Below are 23,223 nucleotides of genomic sequence, written 5' to 3'. Positions count from 1 at the left end.
CACCGGGTACGTCCTGCGAGGGGAGCACGGTGCGCGTCCTGTCCGTCGACCTGGGCACCGCCAACACGGTTGCGGTGCTGTCCGACCACGGTGTGGTGGATGTGGACGGTGGGCCCACGATGCCCTCGTCCGTCTACCTCGACGAGGACGGTTCCCTGCGCGTCGGGCGAGAAGCGGACCGGCGTTCGCGCCAGGACCCTTCGCGCTACGAGGCGAACCCCAAGCGCCACATCGACAAGGTGACGATCAAGCTCGGCGAGCAGAACCTGCCGGTCAACGACGCGCTCGCGGCCATCTACGCCCGCGTGCTGGAGGCCGTGACGGCGCTGCTGAAGGGCGAGCACCTCGACGAGATCCGCCTGACGCACCCGGCGGAGTGGGGCCCGAGCAGGCGCAACAAGCTGCTGTCCTCGGCGCGGCTCGCGGGCATGACCGGCGAACTCGTGCCCGTTCCCGAGGCCATCGCGGTGGCCTCGCTCGGCAGCGGCCGCCCGCTCGCCGTCTACGACTTCGGCGCCGACACGTTCGACGTCTCCGTGCTCGACTCCCAGCACCGCATCCTCGCCGACGGCAGCCTCAGCGACGTCGGTGGTCTCGACATCGACCAGGCGCTGCTGGAGCACATCGGCCGCACGGTCTCCCACAAGGACCCGGCGGGCTGGCAGCGGCTGATGCGCCCGGTCACGGTGGACGACCACCGCGCCCGCCTGGGCCTGCGCGAGGAACTGCGCCTCGCGAAGGAGGACCTCTCCGAGCTGCCCCAGGTCGAGGTGCTCATGCCGGAGCCGTTCGAGAAGGTCCTCATCACGCGCGGCGAGCTGGAGGCGCTGATCAGGCCGAGCCTGATCCGCAGCACCGAGGTGCTCATCTCCACGGTCCGCAGCGCCGGCGTCACGCCCGAGCACGTCTACCTGGTCGGCGGTTCCTGCCGGATGCCGCTGGTCGCGCAGATCATCGCGGAGAAGGTCGGCATCGTCCCGACCAACCCCGACCACCCGGAGACGATCGTCGCGTCCGGCGCGCAGGTCGTGGACCGGGCGATGATCACGCTCAAGGCCGAGGACGACAAACCCAAGTTCGTCGAGCCGCCCACGGTCGTCACCGCGCCGGTCAGCCCCGCCGTGACCGGTCCGCACCCGGTGAACCCGAACGTCAGCGGCCCGAACCCCGTGGTCAGCGGCTCGTACCCCAGCGGGTCGTACCCGAGCGGTTCCTACCCGAGTGGCTCGTACCCGAGCGGTGCGTACTCGGCGAGCGGCACCTATCAGGTGAACCCGAACACCAGCGGCAACTACCCGATGAACTTCCCGCAGCAGCAGGCGCCGAAGAAGGACGACAAGAAGGTCCTCATCGGTGCCGGCGCCGCGGTCCTCGTGGTGGCGGGCGTGATCGGCGCGATCTTCGCGTTCTCCGGCCCGAGCCTGCCCAGCGCCGACGAGTGCAAGGACGACACCGCGCAGGACGGCCAGGGCTTCACGAAGTGCCTGCGCCAGCTCGCGGGCACCGTGCCGGACGGCGGCGGCTGCGAGAAGGCCGACTCCGCGCAGATCACCGGCATGGAGGAGATCAAGGGCACGGTCGTGAGCTGCACGATCCGCGACGGCTACGCGGTCCAGTACATCCTCACCGACAGCGTCACCGGCGCGGAGAACAACGCGGCCTCCATCTCGAAGTCGTTCCAGACCGACAGCGTCGAGGCCGACTGGACCGGCAACGGCCTGGAAGGCGACTACCGCGCGGCCACGTCGAGCGGCACCGGCGTGCTGGTGTTCACCGCCAAGGGCCGTCCCATGTTCGGCATCCTCACCAAGACCGCCGAGGAGAACGCGGACGAGCTCAAGGCGGACGAAATGGCCGATTTCTTCGAGAAGTCCGTGCAACCGGGGGAGTAACCGCCCCTGATGGACCTGTCGGCGAGACGTTCGGCCATGTCACGATCGTGATCATGGTGACCGTCGCGCCGCAGGTCGAACGCGTGCAGCGCAAGGTCGTCCGGGTCCTGACCGGCACCCAGATCCTGGGGTCGGCGGCGGTGACGATCGGCCTCGCGTTCAGCACGCTGATCGCCGCATCGCTGTCCGGGTCCGAGGCCGTCGGCGGGCTCGCGCAGACCGCGGCCGTCGCGGGTGCCGCGCTGCTCGCCCTGCCGGGAGCCCGGCTCGCGCAACGCAGCGGGCGTCGTCCCGCGCTCGTCCTCGGCTACGGCATGGGCGGGCTGGGCGCGTTGATCGCCGCCGTGGCCGTGGGCCTCGGGCTGTGGCAGATGTTGCTCGTGGGCCTCCTCCTGTTCGGAGGGGCGTCCAGCGCGAACTACGCGGCGCGGTACGCCGCAACGGATCTGGCGCACCCGCATCGCCGCGCGCGCGAACTCTCCCGCGTGGTGTGGGCGGCCATGATCGGCGCGATCATCGGCCCGAACCTGGCCGATCCCGCCGGGCGCGCGGCCGGTGCGCTGGGTCTCCCGGCGGGCGTCGGGCCGTTCCTGCTGGCGGCCGTGGTGCTCGCGGCCGCGGTGCTGGTGATCCAGTTCGGGCTGCGACCGGACCCGCTGGTCGTCGTGAAGAGCACACGACCGGTTGAATCCGCGGACTGCTGCGCCGGAGGCTCCAGCGGCGAGAGTCCCCGAGGCCTGAAGATCTGGGCGACGCTCGGTCCGATGGCACGACTTGCACTCGTTGGTGTGATGTTGTGCCACACGGCGATGGTCGGGCTGATGTCGATGACGCCGGTGCACATGAACCACGCCGGGTCCTCGTTGCGCGTGGTCGGCGTCGTGATCAGCCTGCACGTCGCCGCGATGTACGCCGCGAGCCCGTTGTTCGGGTGGATGGCGGACCGGATGGGCCGCGTGCCGGTGCTCGCGATCGGCGCGTCGCTGGTGGTGGCGGCGTCCGGGGTCGCGGGGATGGCGCCCTCGCACGACGCCCCGCAGCTCGCCGCGGGACTGGCGCTGCTCGGGTTCGGCTGGTCGGCCGGGCTGGTGGCGGGGTCCGCGTTGCTGACGGAGTCCGTGCGGGTCGACGACCGGCCCGCCGCACAGGGACTGTCCGATCTGATGATGAACGTCGGCGGCGCCATCGGGGGAGCGGTGGCCGGTGTCGTCGTGACGGCGTGGTCGTACGCGGCGCTCGGGCTGATCGTCGGCTTCACCGCGCTGCCGCTGCTGGTCGTGTGCCTCTTCGCATCGCTGCGCAGGCCTGTTCGTTAGGGTCTCCCGGTGCGCATCACCATGTTCCGCAAACTCATGGCGGGGGAGTTCGGCCAGGTCAGGGCCGAGATGATCGCCCGTGACCACGTGCTGTCGGCGCTCAGCGGCCGTACCGCCGACGAGGCGCTGGAGGCCGGAACCGGGGCCAAGGAAGTCTGGATCGCGATCTGCGAAGCGTTCGACGTTCCGGAAAATCGCCGCTGAACCAGGCGCCGGGAGTGTCGCGTGTGCTCGAACACGTGTTCGGCTACAGTGGCTCCGACCCCCGGCTTCGCAGAATTGTCAGACCCCGCCAGTAGCGTCAGGTCCAACATGACGAAGCAACGGCAGACGACAAAAGGTGGACCCAAGATGGCACCCGCAGCACCCGACCGGGACAAGGCGCTCGAGCTGGCCCTGGCGCAGATCGACAAGCAGTTCGGCAAGGGCTCCGTGATGCGCCTCGGCGAAGAGGGCCGTGCCCCGATCGCCGTGATCCCGACCGGCGCGATCGCCCTGGACGTGGCGCTCGGCATCGGTGGCCTGCCGCGCGGCCGGGTCGTCGAGATCTACGGGCCGGAGTCGTCGGGTAAGACGACGGTGGCGCTGCACGCCGTGGCGAACGCGCAGAAGGCCGGCGGCATCGCGGCGTTCATCGACGCGGAGCACGCCCTCGACCCCGAGTACGCGAAGAAGCTGGGCGTCGACACCGACGCGCTGCTGGTCTCCCAGCCCGACACCGGTGAGCAGGCGCTCGAGATCGCGGACATGCTGGTCCGCTCCGGCGCGCTCGACATCCTGGTCATCGACTCGGTCGCCGCCCTCGTGCCGCGCGCCGAGATCGAGGGCGAGATGGGCGACAACCACGTCGGTCTGCAGGCCCGCCTGATGAGCCAGGCGCTGCGCAAGATCACGGGTGCGCTCAGCAACTCCAACACGACCGCGATCTTCATCAACCAGCTGCGCGAGAAGATCGGCGTCATGTTCGGCTCCCCGGAGACCACGACCGGTGGTAAGGCGCTGAAGTTCTACGCCTCCGTGCGTCTGGACGTGCGCCGCATCGAGACCCTGAAGGACGGCGGCGAGCCCGTCGGCAACCGCACCAGGGTCAAGGTCGTGAAGAACAAGGTCGCGCCGCCGTTCAAGCAGGCCGAGTTCGACATCCTCTACGGCAAGGGCATCAGCCGCGAGGGTTCGCTCATCGACATGGGTGTCGACCAGGGCATCCTGCGCAAGTCCGGCGCCTGGTACACCTACGAGGGCGACCAGCTGGGCCAGGGCAAGGAGAACGCCCGCAAGTTCCTGCTGGACAACCCGGACATCGCGAACGAGGTCGAGAAGCGCATCAAGGACAAGCTCGGCATCGGCGCCACCCTCGACGCCGACGAGACGGTTCCCGTCGCGCCGGTCGAGTTCTGAGGTCGTGAGGGTTGGACGAGGCTGAGGAGCAGCGCAAAGCGCGGGACATCTGCTACGCGCTGCTCACCGCTCGGGCCCGCTCCCGGCAGGAGCTGTACGACGCCCTGCTGCGCAAGGAGATCAGTCCCGGTGTCGCCGAGGTCGTTCTCGGCAAGTTCGACCGTGCCGGCCTGATCGACGACGCGCAGTTCGCCGAGATGTGGGTGCGTTCCCGTCACACGTACAACGGCCTGGGTCGTCGCGCCCTGGTCATGGAACTGCGCCGCAAGGGCGTGGCGGACGAGGTGGTGGCCGAGGCCGTCGCCGCGGTCGACAACGAGGCCGAGGAAGAACGTGCCCGCGAACTCGTCCGCAAACGTCTGCGCACCCTGTCCGGCGTGGACGAGACGACGAAGATCCGCCGTCTCGTAGGTGCGTTGGCGCGCAAGGGTTATGCGGAGGGCCTCGCCTATCGCGTGGTGCGCGACGAACTGCGTGCCGCGGGGGCCGAGGCCTCGGCGATGGACGAGCCCTGGTCGTAGGCCAGGGCCGGTCCCGTTCGAGGTGCCGTAACCGATCACGCCGCTTGGGTGGTTGGCTCCGAGTAGCCTGAAAAGCGTGAGCACTACTCCCGACGCGCCGTCAGTCGTGACCCCCACGGTCTCCGACCTGCTCTGCTTCGACCTCTACACGACGTCGCGAGCGGTCACCGGCTTCTACCGCCCGATCCTCGACAAGGCGGGCATCACCTACCCGCAGTTCCTGGTGATGCTGCTGTTGTGGGAGAAGGACTCGAGGCCGATCCGGGAGCTCGTGCACGAGCTCGACCTGGAGTACAGCACGCTCTCGCCGTTGATCAAGCGGCTGGAGAAGAGCGGTCTGCTGGTGCGCGTCACGCATCCCGACGACGAGCGTTCCGTGCTCGTCCAGCTCACGGACAAGGGCCGTGAGCTGCGGTGGATCGGTGCCGAGATGTTCAACCAGCTCGGCAAGGCGCTCGGCATGACCCTCGAGGAGATCACCATTCTCCGCAGGGCGCTGAACAGGGTGAAGCACGGCGCAGAGCGCCAGTGAGCTGAAACACATCGCGTGCGAGGTAACTCGTCGGGTAACTTACATCGTGCACGACCTAATCGAGCACGATGAACCACCGCCACGGTGGCCGACGAGAGAGTGAGAGACCAATGCGAGTTCGCAAGGTGTTCGCGGTTCTGGGGACCCTCCTGGCGCTGGCCGCCGTTGTTCCGTCCGGTGCCGGTGCGGCGGAGGACACGCAGAAGCAGGGCGCCAAGAAGCCGACCATCGTGCTGGTGCACGGCGCGTTCGCGGACGCATCCAGCTGGAACGGTGTCGTGGAACGCCTACAGCGCAAGGGATTCCCGGTCGTGGCGGTGGCGAACCCGCTCAGGTCCGTCACCGGTGACGCGAACTACCTCCGCCAGGTGCTCGCCTCCATCGAGGGGCCGATCGTCCTCGCTGGACACTCCTACGGCGGAATGGTCCAGTCGGCCGCGGCGCTCGGCAACCCGAACGTGAAGTCGCTCGTCTACGTCGCGGCGTTCGCACCGGAGAAGGGCGAGAGCGCCCTCGAACTGTCGAACAAGTTCCCCGGCAGCACCCTCGGAGACACGCTGTCCACCATCGACATCGGTGACGGCAGCAAGGACCTGACGATCCAGCAGGACAAGTACTGGCAGCAGTTCGCGGCCGACGTGTCCCGCAAGGACGCGACGCTGGCGGCGGCGACACAGCGACCGATCAACGACACCGCGCTGACCGAGAAGGCCGGCGAGCCCGCGTGGCACGCCGTTCCGTCGTACTTCGTGGTGGCGGGCAAGGACAAGAACATCCCGATCGCCGCGCAGAAGTGGATGGCCGAGCGCGCCCACGGCCGTGCGGTCGTCGAGGTCGAGGGAGCCTCGCACTCGGTGGCCGTGTCGCACCCGGACACCGTGGCCGACCTGATCGTGCGCGCCGCGCGGTAGTGGGAAAGACGAAGAAACCGGGACGCGGGCAGGGGCGTCCCGGTTTCTTCGCGTTCAGGGCTTCGCGACCTCGCAGCCGGGAAGCGACAGGTTCAGTTCGGTGCCGGGGCCGAAGCAGGCGGCGAAGCCGAAGGTCTGCTGGCCGTAGTTGGTGCCCTTGCGCACGGTGATCTTGCCGCCGGCGTCGACCTCGCACGGGTTGTTCATCGTGCAGCGCCCGCCGCTCTCGTTGCCGGTGTTGTTGACGCCCACGACCTTGCCGCTCGCGTCGTCGATGATCGGCGAACCCGACGTGCCGCCGATGGTGTCGCACGACGGCGTGTAGCGCAGCGAGTCGTGCCAGGTCCAGCTCGCTTCCTTGACCTGGTGGACGAATCCGTCGATCCGGCAGGAGTAGATCTTCTTCCAGTAGCCGGAGGCGATCCGGATCTCCGCCTTGGCGACGGGGCGCGTGGCCGACAGTTCGAGCGCGCGGACACCGTGCTGCCGCTGGATCTGCTGATACGTCTTGTCGAGGCGGTAGAACGCGGCGTCGGTGCCGGTCATCGTCGCGTAGACGAGCCGGGTGCTCTGCAGCGTCGAGATCTCCGCGCCGGAGCCGTCGAGCAGTGTGAACGTGCGGTCCGCGGGCTGGTCCACGTACACCTGGCCGACCTTCATGAGCTCGACGCAGTGCCCATTGGTGAGCACGAGCGCCTTGTCCGCGGGGCGCGAACCCGGCAGGCGGACAAGCGATCCGGAGCAGTTGCTGAGTTTCACCGTGCCGGTGAAGTCGACGGCGGCCTGCGCGGGCGGCGTTGCCACTCCCAATGCGGCAATCACGGTCAGCAGGGTCGCGGCGAGTCGTCGTGCCATGTACGGATCGTAGCCACTCGGCTACGTGCAGGAGTCATCCGACTGGCCGTTCGTAACTCGATCGGGTGGTGCAATTGGATGGGGCTAACGGGTGAAGCGGACCAATCGACGTCGTGGTCACACATCGCAACCGCCGGGAGCCTTCATGACCTATCCGACGCCGCCCGTCTACGCCCAGCCTCCGATCGCACCGCAGAAGCCCACGAAGTTCGGTGCGCTCGCGTGGACAGCGGTGATCCTCGGGATCGTCGGCGTCGTCTGCTCGTGGGTCATCTTCCTGAACATCCTCACCGCCATCGCGGCATCCGTCGGGATCGTGCTCGGCGTCATCGCCTTGTTCGGCACCCGCAGGATCCTGGCGATCATCGGCGTCGTCCTGTGCGTCGCCGCCATCACCTTCACCGTGATGGCGACGCAGGCCGCGGTCGAGATCCTCGACGGCACCACGAACCAGGGACAGGTCGTCGAAGCCGGGCAGACCCCGAAGCAGGAGGCGCTCGCCCAGAACCCGACCTGGGGCAAGCGGTACTCGTGGGCGAACGGCCTGTCCGTCGACGTCGCCGCACCGGTCGCGTGCACGCCCGGCCAGTTCTCGGCACCGCAGAACATCGCCCGTGCGGTGAAGTTCGAGATCACCATCACGAACGGGACGAGCGCCGCGTTCGAGACCGCGTTGATGTCGATCGGCACCGACGCGCAGTTCAACGGGCAGAAGGCCCAGATGGTGTTCGACTCCAGCGGCGGCTGTGACAGCACGTTCGACTCGGCGACCGTTCTGCCGGGCAAGGCCTACACCTTCCACGTCGCGTACTCGGTCGGCGCGCAGCCCGGCGAGATGCAGCTCGTGTTCGAGCCGACCTTCAACTCCGACAAGGCGGCGTTCGTCGGCCAGGCGTAAACCGTTCGCTCGCGGGCGTACGGACGGGATACAAATCGGGGCATGTTGCGCAAGTACCCGCGAACGCCCCACCTCGAGGGCTCGCGCCTGCAACCAGGCGACGAGGACCTCGACCAGGTGCCGTTCCGCGCGATCGCGGGGCGGCACCTCGTCGTCGAGGAGAAGCTCGACGGTGCCAACGCGGGCATCAGCTTCGACTCCGGCGGTGTGCTGAAACTCCAGTCACGCGGCCATTTCCTGGCGGGCGGGCCGAGAGAACGGCAGTTCGCGCCGTTGAAGGCGTGGGCCGCGACGCACCAGGGCGTGCTGTGGGAGCGGCTCGGCACGCGGTACGTGCTCTACGGGGAATGGTTGTACGCCAAGCACACCGTGTTCTACGACGCGCTGCCGCACCACTTCTGCGAGTTCGACCTGCTCGACCGCACGACCGGAGAGTTCCTGTCCACACCGGAACGCCGTCGCGTGCTCGCGGGTACGCCGGTGGTGTCCGTGCCGGTGCTGCACGAGGGACCGTTGCGCCGCTTGAAGGACCTGACCGCGTTGCTCGGGCCGTCCACGTGCCGCACCCTTCGGTGGCGTGACGCACTGGTCGACGCGGCACGGGCGGCGGGGCAGAACCCGGAAGTCGTCGTCGCGGAGACGGATTCGGACGACGACATGGAAGGCCTCTACATCAAGGTGGAGGAGAACGGGCGCACGGTCGAGCGCTACAAGTGGGTGCGGCCGACGTTCCACACCGCCGTGCTGGACTCGGGCAGCCACTGGCAGGACCGCCCGATCCTGCCGAACCAGGTGGTGACCCGTGTTTGAGCAACTCTGCCCTGCTGGTCCACAGTGGATTCTCGACTGGGACGCCGTGCGCTCGGCGTTCCCGTGGGTGCGCGCACTCGAAGGCGTGCCGCAGGACCCCGTGCACCACGCCGAGGGCGACGTCGCCACGCACACCCGGATGGCGTGCGAGGCCCTGGTGTCGCTGCCCGAATGGCGGTCGCGTTCCGAGGCGGACCGAGTGCGCCTGTTCGCGACGGTGCTGCTGCACGACGCCGCGAAGCCGTTCCGCACGCAGATCGCCGACGGCCGTGTCACCGCGCACGGCCACTCCCGTGCGGGTGACCTGCTGGCACGCAAGCTGTTGTGGGAGATGGGACGCCCGATCGCCTGGCGCGAGCACGTCGCCGCGCTGGTGCGGCACCACCAGGTGCCGTTCTGGGCGCTGGAACGCCCCGACCTCGACCGCATCGCGTTCCGGGTGAGCCTGCTCGCGCGCAACGACGACCTGGCGACACTCGCGCGCGCCGACATCCTCGGCCGGATCTGCGGCGACGCCGGCTCGGTGCTGGAGAACATCGCGCTGTTCGAGGAGTACTGCCGCGAACGCGACTGCCTGGACCGGCCGCGTGCCTTCCCGTCCGACCACGCCCGGTTCCAGTACTTCCGCACGCCCGGCCGGGACCCCGGCTACGCCGCCTACGACGACACGCGCGTCGAGGTGACGGTGCTGTCCGGCCTGCCGGGCGTCGGCAAGGACCACTGGATCGCCGCCCACCGTCCAGGCTGGCCGGTGGTGAGCCTCGACGCGGTGCGCTCGCGACTGGGCATCGCGCCCGACGGCGACCAGCGCGCTGTGTCCGCCGCCGCGTTCGAGGAAGCCCGAGTGCTGTTGCGGGCGGGGGAGCGGTTCGTCTGGAACGCGACCAACATCTCCCAGCAACTGCGCGAGCGCTGCATCGGCCTCGCCGCCGACTACCGCGCTCGCATCACCCTGGTCGGACTCGAAGCACCGAGGAACGTGGTCCACGCTCGCAACCGCGCCCGCCCGGAGCCGGTGCCGGCTGCCGTGATCGACCGGCTCGTCGGCAAGTGGGAGGCGGTCGACCCCACCGAGGCGCACGTCGTCGAACGGGTGGACACGGCACTGCCCTCGGCCCGCTCTTGAGGTTCGCCGGTGCGGCGTGAACGTCGCTGCGCGAGCGTTCACCTTGGTCATGTCAACCTGGCATCGTGCTGACCTGCGGTTTGGCGATGAGTCTTTTGACGACGTCGTCAAAAGACTCATCGCCAAGGGGTGATGGGTGCGTCCGGCGGGCTGGCGGAGGCCCGCCGGACGCTGATACATCGGTTGGCGAGGGCGGCAGCCGATACATCGGTGAGCAAGTGTCAGCGGCGGTGTTCTCCGTGGTGGCCGACTGCCCGGACCAGCCAGAGGGTGCCCGCGGCGGCCACCACCAGGACGGCGATGCCGGTGAGGAAGCCGACGCTCGTGGACGAGTCGCCGGTCGGTGGCGGGCTGCTGCTGGCCTTCGGCTGGGTGAGGGCCGGGATGTCGGTCATCTGCAGTGAGTTCGCCTTCACCAGGCCGGTGCTCTCCAGCAGGAGCATGTGCTTGAGCAGGACGGTCAGGGCCGTCTGGGCCGCGATGCGCGCGGGGACGTTCCTGGTCGTCGCGCGGGCCTGGGCGACCTGGTTGATGAGCGAGCCGTCGGCGGCGCGGGACAGGTTCGCGTACATGCTGTCGAGCTCCTCGCCCGAGCTGGACGAGATGGCGTTCGCCCACGACTTCTGTTCCGTCGTCGGTTCGGAGGGGAGGTCCACGCCGATCTGGCGGGCGGCCTCCGTGACCGACTGGGCCAGCTGCGTGTGCTCGGCGGCGAGCTGGCCCGCGACCTTGCGGACCTTCGCGTCGCGGGCCCGGTTGGAGCTCTCGCGGCTGGCCGGTTTCTGCCACAGCGAATGCTGGGTGAGCAGCACGAGCAATTCCCGGTCCGACGGTTCGATGTTCTGGCCGATGACGCGGACCGCGTTCACCTGTGCCTTGGCGGTCACCAATTCGAATGCGGACGCGTCGGCCTTGCCGGTGTTCTCCAGGACCGTCATTGTACGAATCAGCATCTGCGAAGCTTGGTGAGCGAGCGTGCGAATTGTGGTGTTCTGCGTTGTCGATCGCGTTTGCACGGCCATTATGAGAAGGCCGCCCTGCGCCTGTCGGACGATTGTCGCGTAGGCGCGGTCGTGGTTGTCCCCGGTGCGTCCTGCCATCTCATCGATGAGTGACTGGTGTTCACTGCTGACGTCGTTCGGCAGAACCACCCCCAGTCCTTCGGCGGATTTCAGGAGATCGATGTCCAGTCGTGAATGACCTTCGAAGACGTCTCGCCCGGCATTGCTTATGCCGGCGTCCGTGGAACGCGCCGGAGCTTCTTTGCTCACCGGCACCAACCAAGAGTTCGCTTGCCTCAGAGAAACCATGAACGAGCGGTCTGACTGTTGTACTTCTGTCGATTGCGCATTAGCCGGGACGGCTCCGATGAAAGCCCCCAGAAATACGACAGACAGGATGGTGAACAGCGCTACGTGCTGTCCCAGCGTGTCCAATCGGTAACGCATAGTGCCCGTTCCCTCCCGCGATCGAGCTGCCTTCGAAGGTGATACGCGCAGGTGGGGTCGGGGTTCACAGGACATGGCCAGGCATGCATGTGACGTGCATCACATGAGGAATCGCGAACCATTCGGTCGTGATTTACGTACCCGAGAGCTTTTCGTGTTCACGATGTAGTATCTGGACGATTCCGTGCTCGGCCACCGAGTCGCTAGGACCGCCACCCGAAGCGAACCTGTCGCCGATATCTGGGGAGGTTGTCAGCTTCATGGTTGATCAGGGCAAGGTCGCACAAGCCCACCAGGACGAAGAATTGCTCACGTTGCTCTACGGGCAGTTCCAGCGGATGTTGTTCTCGCAGGTCCTGTGCCTGACCAACTACGACCGCCAGTGGACGGAAGACGTCGTCCAGGAGACGTTGATCAGGGCTTGGCAGAACTCCGCGCACCTCGTTCGTGAACCGGGTATGTTGCGCGGCTGGCTTTGTACTGTGGCTCGTCGCATTGTGATCGACGGATGGCGGAGCCGGCAGGCCCGCCCGCAGGAAGTCGAATTGTTGCGTCCGGACATCGCCGAATCTCCGGACAACACGGAACAGACACTTTCAGTAATGGTCATCACTGATGTGGTACGCCAATTGAGTGATGAACACCGTTCAGCGATCTACGAAACGTATGTCATGGGTCGAACGGTGAAGGAGGCCGCGATCGTTCTCGGTGTCCCGGAAGGAACCGTCAAGTCCCGGTTGTACAAGGCGATGCACACGATCCGCCGGGCGCTGCAGGACAGGAGCTAGTGATGGTGACCCGTCAACCACATCACGAGCACGCGGGAGCAGGACCAGACCGAGATCAGGAGGACGACGAGAACCGCACGAGCCCGGAAGGGCCGTGCGGTGATGTGGCGGCGTATGCGCTGGGGGTCCTCGACCCGGCACAGCACGTGAGCTTCTCCCGGCACCTAGCCGGGTGCGAAGACTGCCGGAGCGACGCGGCTGACTTCGGCGCGTTCGCTCCGGTCTTGCGGCCGGCGTTGACCGTAAGCCCACCCGGCGTGCGCGAGCCGTGCGCGATCGCCCGCAGCATCCTGCTGGTGGCGGCCGGCGTCGTCGTAGCCATCGCCGCGGTGCTGTCGGTCGTGGACTCGCTGGCCTCGCACGCGGACAACCCCGTCGACACCGGCGCCCTCACTCGCGCGGAATCTGTCCACGCCGAGAGGTTTCCGCTGGTGGGCCCGGTGTGAACCCTGGCGGGAGCCGATGAGCAGGCAGGCGAGGCGGAACCACCCGCGCACCAGCCTCGCGAAGATCATCGCGTTGCACCCGCTCACCACTGCGAACAGCTCACAGTTCCGTTAGTCGTTACCTGTGGGTAAGTTTGCCCGACGACGAAGCGCAGGTCTCTACGGTCGGCACCGAAGGAACACCGAAACCTTCGACCTGCGGTCCTCTCGGTACCGAAGGCAGGGGTAGACAGAGGTGACATCTCCACTACTCGGCCGGGACTCGGAACTCGCGACTCTCGGACGTCTGCTGGACGACGCCGTCCAGGGAACCGGCTCGTGCGTCGTCGTCACCGGCGGGTTCGGCATCGGCAAGACGGCGGTGCTCGACGCGCTCGCCGCCGACGCCCGCGCACGCGGGTTCACCGTCCGCCTCGCCAAGAGCGCCCGCCTGGAGAGCCACCTCCCCGGCGCGGTGGTGCGGCAGCTCGCACCGTGCCTCGCGAACGAGCACGACCTGGAGGAGCTGTACGCCCGCGCCGCGAACTCCGCGCGCAAGGGACCGATCCTGATGGTCATCGACGACGTGCACGTCGCCGACACCTTCTCCAAGCGCGCGCTCGCGTACCTGCGCCCACGGCTCCAGGAGATGCCGGTCGTCATCGCGCTCGGCGCGTCCCAGGGCTACCTCGCCACGGACGAGGTCACGCTGCCCGAGATCGCCGGAGCCCACCCGAACCGCCTCGACCTCGCCGGTCTCGACGTCACCGCCGTCGAAAGCCTCACCGAGAACCTCCCCGGCCGGGACGCGAAGCGCTGCCACGAGCTCACCGGCGGCAACCCCTATCTGCTGCAAGCCTTGCTCCGCGAGGAAGGCGAGGGTTCGGCCGCGGTCGGCGAGATGATCGGCATGAGGCTGCGCGAGTACACCGGCGCCGCCGAGGTCGCGCGGTCCGCGGCGGTCCTCGACAGCGACGCCGGCCTGGAACTGCTCTCCGCCCTCACCGGCTTCGACGCGCTGCCCGCCGTCGACATGCTCGTCCGCCTCGGCGTGCTCGCCGACACCGACCCGCTGACGTTCCGGTATCCGTTCGTGCGCAACAGCATCCTCGCCGACATGCCGATCGCGGTCCGTTCCGCCGCGCACGCCCGCGCCGCCTGGTTGCTGTTCGAGTCGGACGCCCCGGACGAGCGCGTCGCCGAGCACGTGCTGAAAGCCAGGTCCGTGCGCTTACCGTGGTCCGTCGACCTGCTGCGCGAGGTCGGCGGCGTCGAGCACCTGGAACGGGCGCTCGAAGAGCACCTGTCCGAAGAGGACCGCCTGGCGGTCGTGGTCGAACTCGGGCACACGGAACACCTGCGGGACAACGCACTGGGCCGCGACCGGGTCCGCGACGCACTGGTGCGGTGCGAGGACCCGCACCTCGCCGCGAACGTCGCGCTGGCGTTGGTCCAGCGCATGTGCACGGGTTCGGACGCGCACTTCGCCGTCTCACTCGCGATCATGGTCGTCGCCCGCCTGCTGCCGGAAGACCGTGATCTGGTCTGGAACCTCGTCTGCACCACCTATCTGCTGGCGGCCAACCGCGACGCGCACATGGCCAACTGCGCGGGCAAGTACTTCGAAGACCTCGTCAGCGACGTCCCGCAGGACCCGAACCTCAAGCGTGCCCGGTCCGCGTTGCTCGCGGTCGGCAACGCCCGCAGCGGCGACTCGTACTCCGAAGCCGTCGAGTACGCGCTGGAGGCACTGGACGGTGAGTGGATCGACGTCTTCGGCGCGTCCTACATCTTCACGTTCCTCGTGCCGGTGCTCGGCGACAACCCCGCGCACATCAACAAGTTCTGGCGCTCGCACAGCACCGCGCCGGTCTCGCACGACCCGCACCTGCGCCGCGGGATGCTCAGCATGATCGCCCGCGCCTGCGCCTTCCACAACAGCGGCGACCTGGCGCGCGCGTACACGTTCCTGACGCCGCCGGTCTCGACGGGCAACGTGGAGTGCCCGGCCGTCGTGCTCGCGACCGCGAAGCTCGCCGAGGTCTGCATCGAGATGGGCCAGTTCGACGAGGCGGCCCCACTCGTCGCCGAGGACGGCAACCTGTTGCAGCACATCAACATCGTCTACGCCCGCGGCCGGCTCAAGCTCGCGTCGTGCCACGCCGAGGGGGCCCTGGAGGACCTGCTGGAGGCAGGTCGCCGGCTCGCCGCACGCGAGATGCCCAACCCCGCGCTCATGGCGTGGCGGCACCACGCCGTGCGCGCGTACCTGGCGCTGGGCAACCGTGACGACGCCGCACGGCTCGCGCACGAGGAACTCGACCTGGCCAAGCGGTGGGGGTCGACGAGGGTGATCGGCACGGCGTTGATGAGCGTCGGCATGAGCACCGACGACATCGACGTCCTCACCGAGGCCGAACAGCTCCTCGCCTCGTCACCGCACCGCCTGCTGCACGCCCAGTCGTTGTACTGGCTCGGCCACCACCTGCGCCGCAAGTGCCGGACCGACGAGGCCGCGGACCACCTGCGGCGGTCGTTCGAACTGGCCCGCCAGCTGAGCGCGCACCCGCTGGCCAAACTCGCGGGCAACGAGGTCCGTGACGAGGACGACCAGGTGCAGGGCCTGACCAAGCAGGAGAACCGGGTGGCGCGGATGGCGGCGCAGGGCCTGACGAACCGGCAGATCGCCGAAGCCCTGCACCTCACCCGGCGCACGGTGGAACTGCACCTGTCGAGCGCCTACCGCAAGCTCGGCATCACGGGACGAGCTGAGCTCGTCGCCGCCTTGTGGTCCTGACGGCGACCAGCAACCGGTTCGTGATCCGGGCTACCCCAGCTGCGAAGCCTCGCGGGCAAGGGTCTCGATGCGGTCCCAGTCGCCCTGCACGAGCGCGTCCTTGGGCGCCAGCCACGAGCCGCCGACGCAACCGACGTTCGGCAGCGCGAGGTAGTTCGGCGCGGTCTGCGGGGTGATGCCGCCGGTCGGGCAGAACCGCACGTGCGGGACCGGGCCGCCGATCGACTTCAGGTAGTCGACCCCGCCCGCCGCCTCGGCCGGGAAGAACTTCAGCGCGGTCAGCCCGCGCTCTGCGAGCCGCAGCACCTCGGACACCGTCGCCGCCCCCGGCAGGTACGGCAGCCCGGTCGCGTCGGCCGCGTCGAGCACCCGGTCGGTCGTGCCGGGAGTGACGAGGAACGCCGCCCCGGCCTTCGCCGCCTGCTCCGCGTGCTCCGGTGCCGTGACGGTGCCCGCGCCGATCACGATCTCCGGGACCTCGCGCGCGACGTTCTCGATCGCGGCCAGCGCGGCAGGGGTGCGCAGCGTGAGCTCGATGACGCGAACGCCACCGCGCAGCAGTGCCTGGGCGAGCGGCACCGCGTGGTCGGCGTCGTCGACCACGACGACGGGGATGACGGGCGACAGGCCGAGGAGGTCCGCGCCGGTCGTCACCCGAAGATTGTCACCGTTGGTCACTGCTGCTCTCCTTGCCGAACTGGGCCGAATCTGAGGCCGGGTGTGCATCTGAAACCGATATATCGCTATCAGTCTGCCTGTCGCTCCGCGCCGGCTGTCCTCACGCCCGTCGGGCTCGTGCCTGCTGCCCCCAACCGGATGCAAAAAACGTTTGCGGACGAAGTCAAAAGACTCATTGCAATGGCATCCGGGCAGGTGGCAGGGCGGTCACGGACGGGCTGGGTGGTGAGGTCAGCTGTGTGCTGGAACCAAGATATTGGTGCTGCCGGGTCGGACGGCTAGTGGTGGGTGACCGGGGCGAAGTGGTCGGCGGTGATCGGGCCGAACACCGTCGCGCCGCGGTCGGCCGGTCCGACGCTACGGCGCAGGGCGGCGAAGAGCTCGCGGCCCGTGCCCATCCACTCGCGGCTGGTCGGCGGGAAGTCCACCAACGGACGTGTCGCCAGCTCCTCCACCGACACCTGGACCTCCAAGGTTCCGGCGGTGGCGTCCAAACGCACGACGTCGCCGTCGCGGACCCGGCCGAGCGGGCCGCCGACCGCGGCTTCCGGGGTGAGCTGGATGGCGGCCGGGATCTTGCCCGAGGCGCCGGACATGCGGCCGTCGGTCACCAGCGCCACCTTGTAGCCGCGGTCCATCAGGACGCCGAGCGGCGGGGTGAGCTTGTGGAGTTCGGGCATGCCGTTGGCCTGGGGGCCCTGCTGACGGACCACCACGACGACGTCGCGGTCCAGTTCGCCCGCCTGGAAGGCCTCCTGGAACGCCTCCTGCGTCGTGAAGACGCGGGCCGGGGCCTCGACGACGTGGTTCTCCGTCGCCACGGCCGAGACCTTGATGACGGCGCGGCCCAGGTTGCCGGTGAGCATGCGCAGGCCGCCGTCCGAGGCGAACGGGTCGGAGGCCGGGCGCAGGACCTCGAGGTCCAGGGAGCGGCCGGGGCCGTCGACCCAGATCAGTTCGCCGTCGGCGAGCATCGGTTCCTGGCGGTAGCGGTCCAGGCCGTGGCCGGCGACGGTGTTGACGTCGGCGTGCAGCAGGCCCGAGTCCAGCAGGGTGCCCACGACGAACTGGACGCCGCCCGCCGCCTGGAAGTGGTTGATGTCGGCGCCGCCGTTCGGGTAGACCCGCGCGATCAGCGGCACCACCGCGGACAGGTCGGAGAAGTCGTCCCAGCTCAGCTCGATGCCCGCGGCGGCGGCGATGGCCACCAGGTGCATCGTGTGGTTCGTCGAGCCGCCGGTCGCCAGCAGCGCGACCACGCCGTTGACCACGGCCTTCTCGTCGACGACGTGCGCGATCGGGGTGTAGCCCTCGCCCTTGGCCATCTCGACGGCGCGGCGGCCCGCGTGCTCGGTCAGGGCGCGGCGGAGCGTGGTGCCGGGCGGCACGAACGAGGCGCCCGGCAGGTGCAGGCCCATGACCTCGACGACCATCTGGTTCGAGTTCGCGGTGCCGTAGAACGTGCAGGTGCCGGGGGAGTGGTACGAGGCGGCCTCGGCCTCCAGCAGGTCCTCGCGGGACGCCTTGCCCTCCGCGTAGAGCTGCCGGACGCGGGCCTTCTCCTTGTTCGACAGGCCGGACGACATCGGGCCCGCGGGCACCAGGATCGACGGCAGGTGCCCGAACGACAGCGCGCCGATCAGCAGGCCCGGCACGATCTTGTCGCACACGCCGAGCAGCACCGCGGCGTCGAACATCTCGTGCGACAGGGCCACGCCGGTCGACATCGCGATGACGTCGCGGCTGAACAGCGACAGCTCCATGCCCTCGCGGCCCTGGGTGATGCCGTCGCACATCGCGGGCACGCCGCCCGCGAACTGGGACACGCCGCCGACGGCGCGGACCGCGTCCTTGATCCAGGCCGGGTACTCCTGGAACGGCTGGTGGGCCGACAGCATGTCGTTGTAGGACGACACGATCGCGACGTTGGACTTGCGCAGCGCGCGCAGCGCGGCCTTGTCGCCGCCGGTGATTCCGGCGAAGCCGTGCGCGAGGTTGCTGCAAGCGAAGCCGGACCGGGACGTTCCGTCCTGCGCGGCGGCGGCCACGCGCTCGAGGTACGCACGGCGTGAATCGGCGCTTCGGGCGGCGATCCGGCGTGTCACCTCTGTCAGAACAGGATGCAGTTCGGTCATGGGGATCTCCGGGTCATCACGGGCCGTGGTGGGGCCCTTACGAGACGACAACGGTGGCGTCCCACAGACGGGCGTGACGCCACACACAGTAAGTCATGGCTGGTCGCGGACACAAAAACGATTCAGTAGATGGGAGGCGACCAGTTTTGAATCTTGGCGTGTGGTGCTTGTCACATGGCTTGAGATTGGGCAGAGTGCGGGGCACGACCTTGGAACGGAGGTGTCCCATGAACTCCACGGAGATCGTCGAGCTGCGCCGGGTCATCGGCCAGATGCGGCATGCCGTCAGCAACCTGCGCACCAGGTACGGCGATGTGGCAGCCGTGCAACGCCTGGCCAACGACGTGGAACGCATGGACATCGACGCCACCGAACTCGTCGACCTGAGCACCCCGAGGCAGCGTGAAGCGCCTCAAGTGGAACGCGAGGTCGTGGTCGTGCCAGACACGCCTTACGACGAGTCGCTCTGGAAGGACGCGGACGACGAAGGACTCGGTGGGTACCGGAACCGGACCTGACCCAGCCCTTACTTACGGCCCTCGCAGACCGCGGGGGCCGTTACGCGTTTCCTCCACAACGACGTGGACCCCCAGAAAGGTGAGCAATGGCGAGGGCAGAGATCGCCGCCAGGACTCTGCGCACGGACCGATGGTGGTTGCCGCCGCTGACGACATTCGTCGGCCTGCTGCTCATCTCGATCTACGCGGCGTTCCGCACGTTCCAGGGGGACTACTACTGGGTCGACCAGTACCACTACCTCACACCGATGTACTCGCCGTGCCTCACGGAGGAGTGCATCCCGGCGGCCTCGCACTTCGGTCAGTGGTTCCCGGCGCTGCCAGGCTTCCTGACGCCGCCGCTGCTGATCATCCCGTTCCTGCTGGGATTCCGGATCACCTGCTACTACTACCGCAAGGCCTACTACCGCGCGGCCTGGGCGTCCCCGCCCGCGTGCGCGGTGGCCGAGCCGCACAGCAAGTACACCGGTGAGACCAGGTTCCCGCTGATCGCCCAGAACCTGCACCGCTACTTCTTCTACGCGGCGTCACTCCTGCTGCTGATCAACATCTACGACGCGGTCCTCGCGTTCGGCACCGGCGTCGGCCTGGGCAACATCATCCTGCTGGTCAACGTGAGCCTGCTGGCCGCGTACACGCTGTCGTGCCACTCGTGCCGGCACATCGCGGGCGGGCGGCTCAAGCACTTCTCCAAGCACCCGGTCCGGTACTGGACGTGGACGCAGATCTCGAAGCTGAACAACCGGCACATGCAACTCGCCTGGGCCTCGCTGATCTTCGTCTGCCTCACGGACCTGTACGTCGCGCTGGTCGCCTCGGGAACGATCTCCGACCTCCGCTTCATCAACTAAGGAGTGGTTTTGCCCGAGCTGGAAAGGCATTCGTTCGACGTTCTCGTGATCGGCGCGGGTGGTGCCGGTCTGCGAGCCGCGATCGAGGCCCGTGAGCACGGCCTGCGCACCGCCGTCCTCTGCAAGTCGTTGTTCGGCAAGGCCCACACCGTCATGGCCGAGGGCGGTATCGCCGCCGCCATGGGCAACGCGAACGAGAGCGACAACTGGCAGGTCCACTTCCGCGACACCATGCGCGGCGGCAAGTTCCTCAACAACTGGCGCATGGCCGAGCTGCACGCACAGGAAGCGCCGCAACGGGTCTGGGAGCTGGAGACCTACGGCGCGCTGTTCGACCGCACCAAGGACGGCCGGATCTCGCAGCGCAACTTCGGTGGCCACGAGTACCCGCGGCTCGCGCACGTCGGCGACCGCACCGGCCTCGAACTGATCCGCACGCTGCAGCAGAAGATCGTGTCGTTGCAGCAGGAGGACTTCAAGGAGTTCGGCGACTACGACGCACGTCTGCGGGTGTTCCAGGAGTTCACCGTCACCGACCTCGTCAAGGACGGCGACAAGATCGCCGGCGCGTTCGGCTACTGGCGCGAGTCCGGCCGGTTCGTGCTGTTCGAGGCGCCCGCGGTGATCCTCGCGACCGGCGGCATCGGCAAGTCGTTCAAGGTCACCTCGAACTCCTGGGAGTACACCGGCGACGGCCACGCGCTCGCGATGCGCGCCGGTGCCTCGCTGATCAACATGGAGTTCATCCAGTTCCACCCCACCGGGATGGTCTGGCCGCCGTCCGTCAAGGGCATCCTCGTCACCGAGTCCGTCCGCGGTGACGGTGGTGTGCTGCGGAACTCCGACGGCAAGCGGTTCATGTTCGACTACATCCCCGAGGTGTTCAAGGACAAGTACGCCGACAACGAGGAAGAAGCCGACCGCTGGTACACCGACCAGGCCAGCAACCGGCGACCACCGGAACTGCTGCCGCGTGACGAGGTCGCCCGTGCGATCAACTCCGAGGTCAAGGCAGGGCGCGGATCACCGCACGGTGGCGTCTTCCTCGACGTGTCGACACGTCTGCCCGCCGAGGAGATCCGCCGCCGGCTGCCGTCCATGCACCACCAGTTCAAGGAACTGGCCGACGTGGACATCACCGCGCAGCCGATGGAGGTCGGCCCGACCTGTCACTACGTGATGGGCGGCGTCGAGGTGGACCCCGACACCGGATCCTCCTCGGTGCCAGGGCTCTACGCGGCCGGTGAGGTCTCCGGTGGCATGCACGGCTCGAACCGGCTGGGCGGCAACTCGTTGTCGGACCTGCTCGTCTTCGGGCGCAGGGCCGGTGCGGGTGCCGCGGAGTACGTGCGGGCGATGGCCGAACGCCCTGTCGTGGCGGAGGACATCGTCACCGAGGCGCGCGCCACGGCGCTCAAACCCTTCCAGCAGGAAGGCGGCGAGAACCCGTACACCCTGCACATGGAGCTGCAGCAGTCCATGAACGACCTCGTCGGCATCATCCGGAAAGCCGGGGAGATGCAGGAGGCGTTGCAGCGGCTGGAGAAGCTCAAGGAACGCGCGCAGGCGCTGACCGTCGAGGGCCACCAGCAGTTCAACCCCGGCTGGCACCTCGCCCTCGACCTGCGCAACATGCTGCTGGTGTCGGAGTGCGTGGCGAAGGCGGCGTTGCTGCGCACCGAGTCGCGCGGCGGTCACACCCGCGACGACCACCCGTCGATGGACGCCGAGTGGCGCCGGAAGCTGTTGGTGTGCAAAGCCGACGGCGACGGGGCCGAGGTGACGGAGAAGGCGCAGATCCCGATCCGGCACGACCTGCTGGACCTGTTCGACCGCAGCGAGCTGGAGAAGTACCTCACCGCCGAGGAGTTGGCATGAGCTACCAGGGGAAGTTCCGGGTGTGGCGCGGCGACGACTCCGGCGGTGGGCTGGAGGACTTCACCGTCGAGGTCAACGAGGGCGAGGTCGTCCTCGACATCATCCACCGCCTGCAGGCCACGCAGACACCGGACCTCGCGGTGCGGTGGAACTGCAAGGCGGGCAAGTGCGGTTCGTGCTCGGCGGAGATCAACGGACGGCCGCGGCTGCTCTGCATGACCCGCATGTCGATCTTCGAGGAGTCGGAGACGATCACGGTCACGCCGATGCGGACGTTCCCGATCATCCGCGACCTCGTCACCGACGTGTCGTTCAACTACACCAAGGCACGCGAGGTCCCGTCGTTCGCTCCGCCGAAGGACCTGGCACCGGGCGAGTACCGGATGCAGCAGGTCGACGTCGAGCGCTCGCAGGAGTTCCGCAAGTGCATCGAGTGCTTCCTGTGCCAGAACACCTGCCACGTGGTGCGTGACCACGAGGAGAACAAGGAGGCGTTCTCGGGGCCGCGGTTCCTCATGCGGGTCGCCGAACTGGAGATGCACCCGCTCGACACCGCGGACCGCGTCGACCAGGCGCAGGACCAGCACGGGCTCGGGCTCTGCAACATCACCAAGTGCTGCAGCGAGGTGTGCCCCGAGCACATCCACATCACCGACAACGCGCTCATCCCGATGAAGGAGCGCGTCGCCGACCGCAAGTACGACCCGATCGTCTGGCTCGGCAACAAGCTGTTCAAGCGGTCTTAGCGACGGCCTGCGGTATGACCAGCCCGGACTCGTAGGCCATCACCACGGCCTGCGCCCGGCTGGTCAGCCGCAGCTTCGTCATCACGCGGTTGAGGTGCGTCTTCACCGTGCCCTCCGTGACCGTCAGCCGGGTGGCGATCGCCGTGTTCGTCAGCCCGGTGCCGACCAGCCGCAGCACCTCGCGCTCGCGGTCCGTCAGCTCGTCCAGCCCGACCGAACTCCACGGCGACACAGCCGAATCACCCCTCAGGTACGCCGCCACGAGCCTGCGCATGACCGTGGGGCTGAACTGCATCTCGCCCGAGGCGACGGCGGTGATGGCGGCGATCAGGCGGGCCGGTTCGGATTCCTTCAGCACGAACCCCGCCGCGCCCAGCCGCAACGCCTCGTGGACGTACTCGTCCAGGTCGAACGTGGTCAGCACCAGCACCCGCGAGGACGCCGCGACGCGTTTGAGCGCGGCCAGTCCCGGTAGGCGGATGTCGAGCAGGATCACGTCCGGTCTCGACGACTCGGCCAGCGCGGACGCGGTGACACCGTCCCCGGCCTCGCCGACGACGGTCAGATCAGGTGAAGCGTTCAGCAACGCGACCAGGCCGGCCCTGAACAACGGCTGGTCGTCCACTACAAGCACGCGCGCCACGATGCCCCTCACTCATGTGACGTCACCGCGGTAGATCCCCCACCACGAGCGTACCGC

At 68.3% G+C, this 23,223-nt stretch carries 22 protein-coding genes and 1 pseudogene; 17 read left to right on the top strand and 6 right to left on the bottom strand.

The window, feature by feature from the left end:
* Positions 1 to 29: 29 nt before the first annotated feature.
* The 7 genes from DFR72_RS42825 (at position 30) to DFR72_RS42795 (ending at position 6,570) form a co-directional block, all read left to right on the top strand.
* A complete protein-coding gene (locus tag DFR72_RS42825; protein WP_090073219.1) occupies positions 30 to 1,892 on the top strand; it encodes an Hsp70 family protein in 1,863 nt (620 codons plus the stop codon).
* 53 nt (positions 1,893 to 1,945) lie between these two features.
* A complete protein-coding gene (locus DFR72_RS42820; protein ID WP_090073468.1) occupies positions 1,946 to 3,208 on the top strand; it encodes an MFS transporter in 1,263 nt (420 codons plus the stop codon).
* Positions 3,209 to 3,217: 9 nt separating this feature from the next.
* Positions 3,218 to 3,412, top strand: a complete 195-nt coding sequence (locus tag DFR72_RS42815; protein WP_090073221.1) for a DUF3046 domain-containing protein — start codon at positions 3,218 to 3,220, stop codon at positions 3,410 to 3,412.
* Between the two features lie 147 nt (positions 3,413 to 3,559).
* On the top strand, positions 3,560 to 4,606 hold the full coding sequence (gene recA / locus DFR72_RS42810; RefSeq protein ID WP_090073224.1) for a recombinase RecA: 1,047 nt from the start codon (positions 3,560 to 3,562) through the stop codon (positions 4,604 to 4,606).
* An 11-nt stretch (positions 4,607 to 4,617) separates the two neighbouring features.
* Positions 4,618 to 5,127, top strand: coding sequence for a regulatory protein RecX (locus DFR72_RS42805; RefSeq protein WP_090073226.1), 510 nt, complete (start codon positions 4,618 to 4,620; stop codon positions 5,125 to 5,127).
* Between the two features lie 76 nt (positions 5,128 to 5,203).
* Positions 5,204 to 5,659 (top strand): MarR family winged helix-turn-helix transcriptional regulator, encoded by a 456-nt coding sequence (locus DFR72_RS42800; protein ID WP_245983941.1) that lies wholly within the window; start codon positions 5,204 to 5,206, stop codon positions 5,657 to 5,659.
* Positions 5,660 to 5,769: 110 nt separating this feature from the next.
* On the top strand, positions 5,770 to 6,570 hold the full coding sequence (locus DFR72_RS42795; RefSeq protein WP_090073231.1) for an alpha/beta fold hydrolase: 801 nt from the start codon (positions 5,770 to 5,772) through the stop codon (positions 6,568 to 6,570).
* Positions 6,571 to 6,624: 54 nt separating this feature from the next.
* Here DFR72_RS42795 and DFR72_RS42790 read toward each other — a convergent pair whose 3' ends face one another.
* Positions 6,625 to 7,425, bottom strand: a complete 801-nt coding sequence (locus tag DFR72_RS42790) for a S1 family peptidase (protein WP_090073233.1) — start codon at positions 7,423 to 7,425, stop codon at positions 6,625 to 6,627.
* Between the two features lie 145 nt (positions 7,426 to 7,570).
* On the opposite strand from DFR72_RS42790, the gene DFR72_RS42785 reads away from it, so the two are divergent.
* From DFR72_RS42785 to DFR72_RS42775, 3 genes are read left to right on the top strand one after another with little or no spacing between them, the layout of a single operon-like run.
* Positions 7,571 to 8,323, top strand: coding sequence for a hypothetical protein (locus tag DFR72_RS42785; protein ID WP_090073235.1), 753 nt, complete (start codon positions 7,571 to 7,573; stop codon positions 8,321 to 8,323).
* Positions 8,324 to 8,365: 42 nt separating this feature from the next.
* On the top strand, positions 8,366 to 9,133 hold the full coding sequence (locus DFR72_RS42780; protein WP_090073238.1) for an RNA ligase family protein: 768 nt from the start codon (positions 8,366 to 8,368) through the stop codon (positions 9,131 to 9,133).
* Positions 9,126 to 10,259, top strand: a complete 1,134-nt coding sequence (locus DFR72_RS42775) for an AAA family ATPase (protein ID WP_090073240.1) — start codon at positions 9,126 to 9,128, stop codon at positions 10,257 to 10,259. The genes DFR72_RS42780 and DFR72_RS42775 overlap by 8 nt, the downstream gene beginning before the upstream one ends.
* Before the next feature lie 221 nt (positions 10,260 to 10,480).
* Here the strand turns inward: DFR72_RS42775 and DFR72_RS47360 are convergent, their stop codons facing one another.
* Positions 10,481 to 11,212, bottom strand: coding sequence for a DUF4142 domain-containing protein (locus tag DFR72_RS47360; RefSeq protein ID WP_245983938.1), 732 nt, complete (start codon positions 11,210 to 11,212; stop codon positions 10,481 to 10,483).
* 6 nt (positions 11,213 to 11,218) lie between these two features.
* Positions 11,219 to 11,707: pseudogene (locus tag DFR72_RS48035) on the bottom strand (DUF4142 domain-containing protein); the annotation flags it as partial.
* A 260-nt stretch (positions 11,708 to 11,967) separates the two neighbouring features.
* Here DFR72_RS48035 and DFR72_RS42765 point away from each other — a divergent pair.
* The 3 genes from DFR72_RS42765 to DFR72_RS42755 all read left to right on the top strand — a co-directional run bounded on the left by DFR72_RS42765 (position 11,968) and on the right by DFR72_RS42755 (position 15,717).
* Positions 11,968 to 12,495 (top strand): sigma-70 family RNA polymerase sigma factor, encoded by a 528-nt coding sequence (locus tag DFR72_RS42765; protein ID WP_090073245.1) that lies wholly within the window; start codon positions 11,968 to 11,970, stop codon positions 12,493 to 12,495.
* A gap of 2 nt (positions 12,496 to 12,497) precedes the next feature.
* Complete coding sequence (locus DFR72_RS42760; protein ID WP_090073470.1) at positions 12,498 to 12,941, top strand: zf-HC2 domain-containing protein; 444 nt, start codon at positions 12,498 to 12,500, stop codon at positions 12,939 to 12,941.
* A 235-nt stretch (positions 12,942 to 13,176) separates the two neighbouring features.
* A complete protein-coding gene (locus DFR72_RS42755) occupies positions 13,177 to 15,717 on the top strand; it encodes a helix-turn-helix transcriptional regulator (RefSeq protein WP_090073248.1) in 2,541 nt (846 codons plus the stop codon).
* 30 nt (positions 15,718 to 15,747) lie between these two features.
* Here DFR72_RS42755 and eda read toward each other — a convergent pair whose 3' ends face one another.
* Together eda and edd are read right to left on the bottom strand one after the other, a co-directional pair.
* A complete protein-coding gene (gene eda, locus DFR72_RS42750) occupies positions 15,748 to 16,371 on the bottom strand; it encodes a bifunctional 4-hydroxy-2-oxoglutarate aldolase/2-dehydro-3-deoxy-phosphogluconate aldolase (RefSeq protein WP_090073250.1) in 624 nt (207 codons plus the stop codon).
* A 302-nt stretch (positions 16,372 to 16,673) separates the two neighbouring features.
* On the bottom strand, positions 16,674 to 18,530 hold the full coding sequence (gene edd / locus DFR72_RS42745; protein WP_170176663.1) for a phosphogluconate dehydratase: 1,857 nt from the start codon (positions 18,528 to 18,530) through the stop codon (positions 16,674 to 16,676).
* A gap of 227 nt (positions 18,531 to 18,757) precedes the next feature.
* Here edd and DFR72_RS42740 point away from each other — a divergent pair, with 227 nt between their 5' ends.
* The 4 genes from DFR72_RS42740 to DFR72_RS42725 all read left to right on the top strand — a co-directional run bounded on the left by DFR72_RS42740 (position 18,758) and on the right by DFR72_RS42725 (position 22,523).
* Positions 18,758 to 19,048: a hypothetical protein gene (locus DFR72_RS42740; protein WP_030474675.1), complete on the top strand. Its 291-nt coding sequence runs from the start codon at positions 18,758 to 18,760 to the stop codon at positions 19,046 to 19,048.
* 86 nt (positions 19,049 to 19,134) lie between these two features.
* Positions 19,135 to 19,899 carry a hypothetical protein gene (locus DFR72_RS42735; protein ID WP_090073252.1) on the top strand — a complete coding sequence of 255 codons (765 nt, stop codon included), beginning with the start codon at positions 19,135 to 19,137 and terminating at the stop codon, positions 19,897 to 19,899.
* Positions 19,900 to 19,908: 9 nt separating this feature from the next.
* Positions 19,909 to 21,777, top strand: a complete 1,869-nt coding sequence (locus tag DFR72_RS42730) for a fumarate reductase/succinate dehydrogenase flavoprotein subunit (RefSeq protein ID WP_090073474.1) — start codon at positions 19,909 to 19,911, stop codon at positions 21,775 to 21,777.
* Positions 21,774 to 22,523, top strand: a complete 750-nt coding sequence (locus tag DFR72_RS42725; protein ID WP_090073254.1) for a succinate dehydrogenase/fumarate reductase iron-sulfur subunit — start codon at positions 21,774 to 21,776, stop codon at positions 22,521 to 22,523. The genes DFR72_RS42730 and DFR72_RS42725 overlap by 4 nt, the downstream gene beginning before the upstream one ends.
* On the opposite strand, the gene DFR72_RS42720 is transcribed toward DFR72_RS42725, so the two are convergent.
* The gene (locus tag DFR72_RS42720; protein WP_342768730.1) at positions 22,510 to 23,178 is read right to left on the bottom strand and encodes a response regulator; all 669 of its coding nucleotides are present in this window, start codon (positions 23,176 to 23,178) and stop codon (positions 22,510 to 22,512) included. The two genes, DFR72_RS42725 and DFR72_RS42720, sit on opposite strands and share 14 nt — an antisense overlap.
* Between the last annotated feature and the right edge of the window lie 45 nt (positions 23,179 to 23,223).

This window comes from Lentzea flaviverrucosa (assembly GCF_003350445.1).
Lineage (GTDB): Bacteria > Actinomycetota > Actinomycetes > Mycobacteriales > Pseudonocardiaceae > Lentzea > Lentzea californiensis.
Note: the sequence above shows the minus strand (reverse complement) of the source record. Positions and strands in the feature narration are given on the sequence as shown.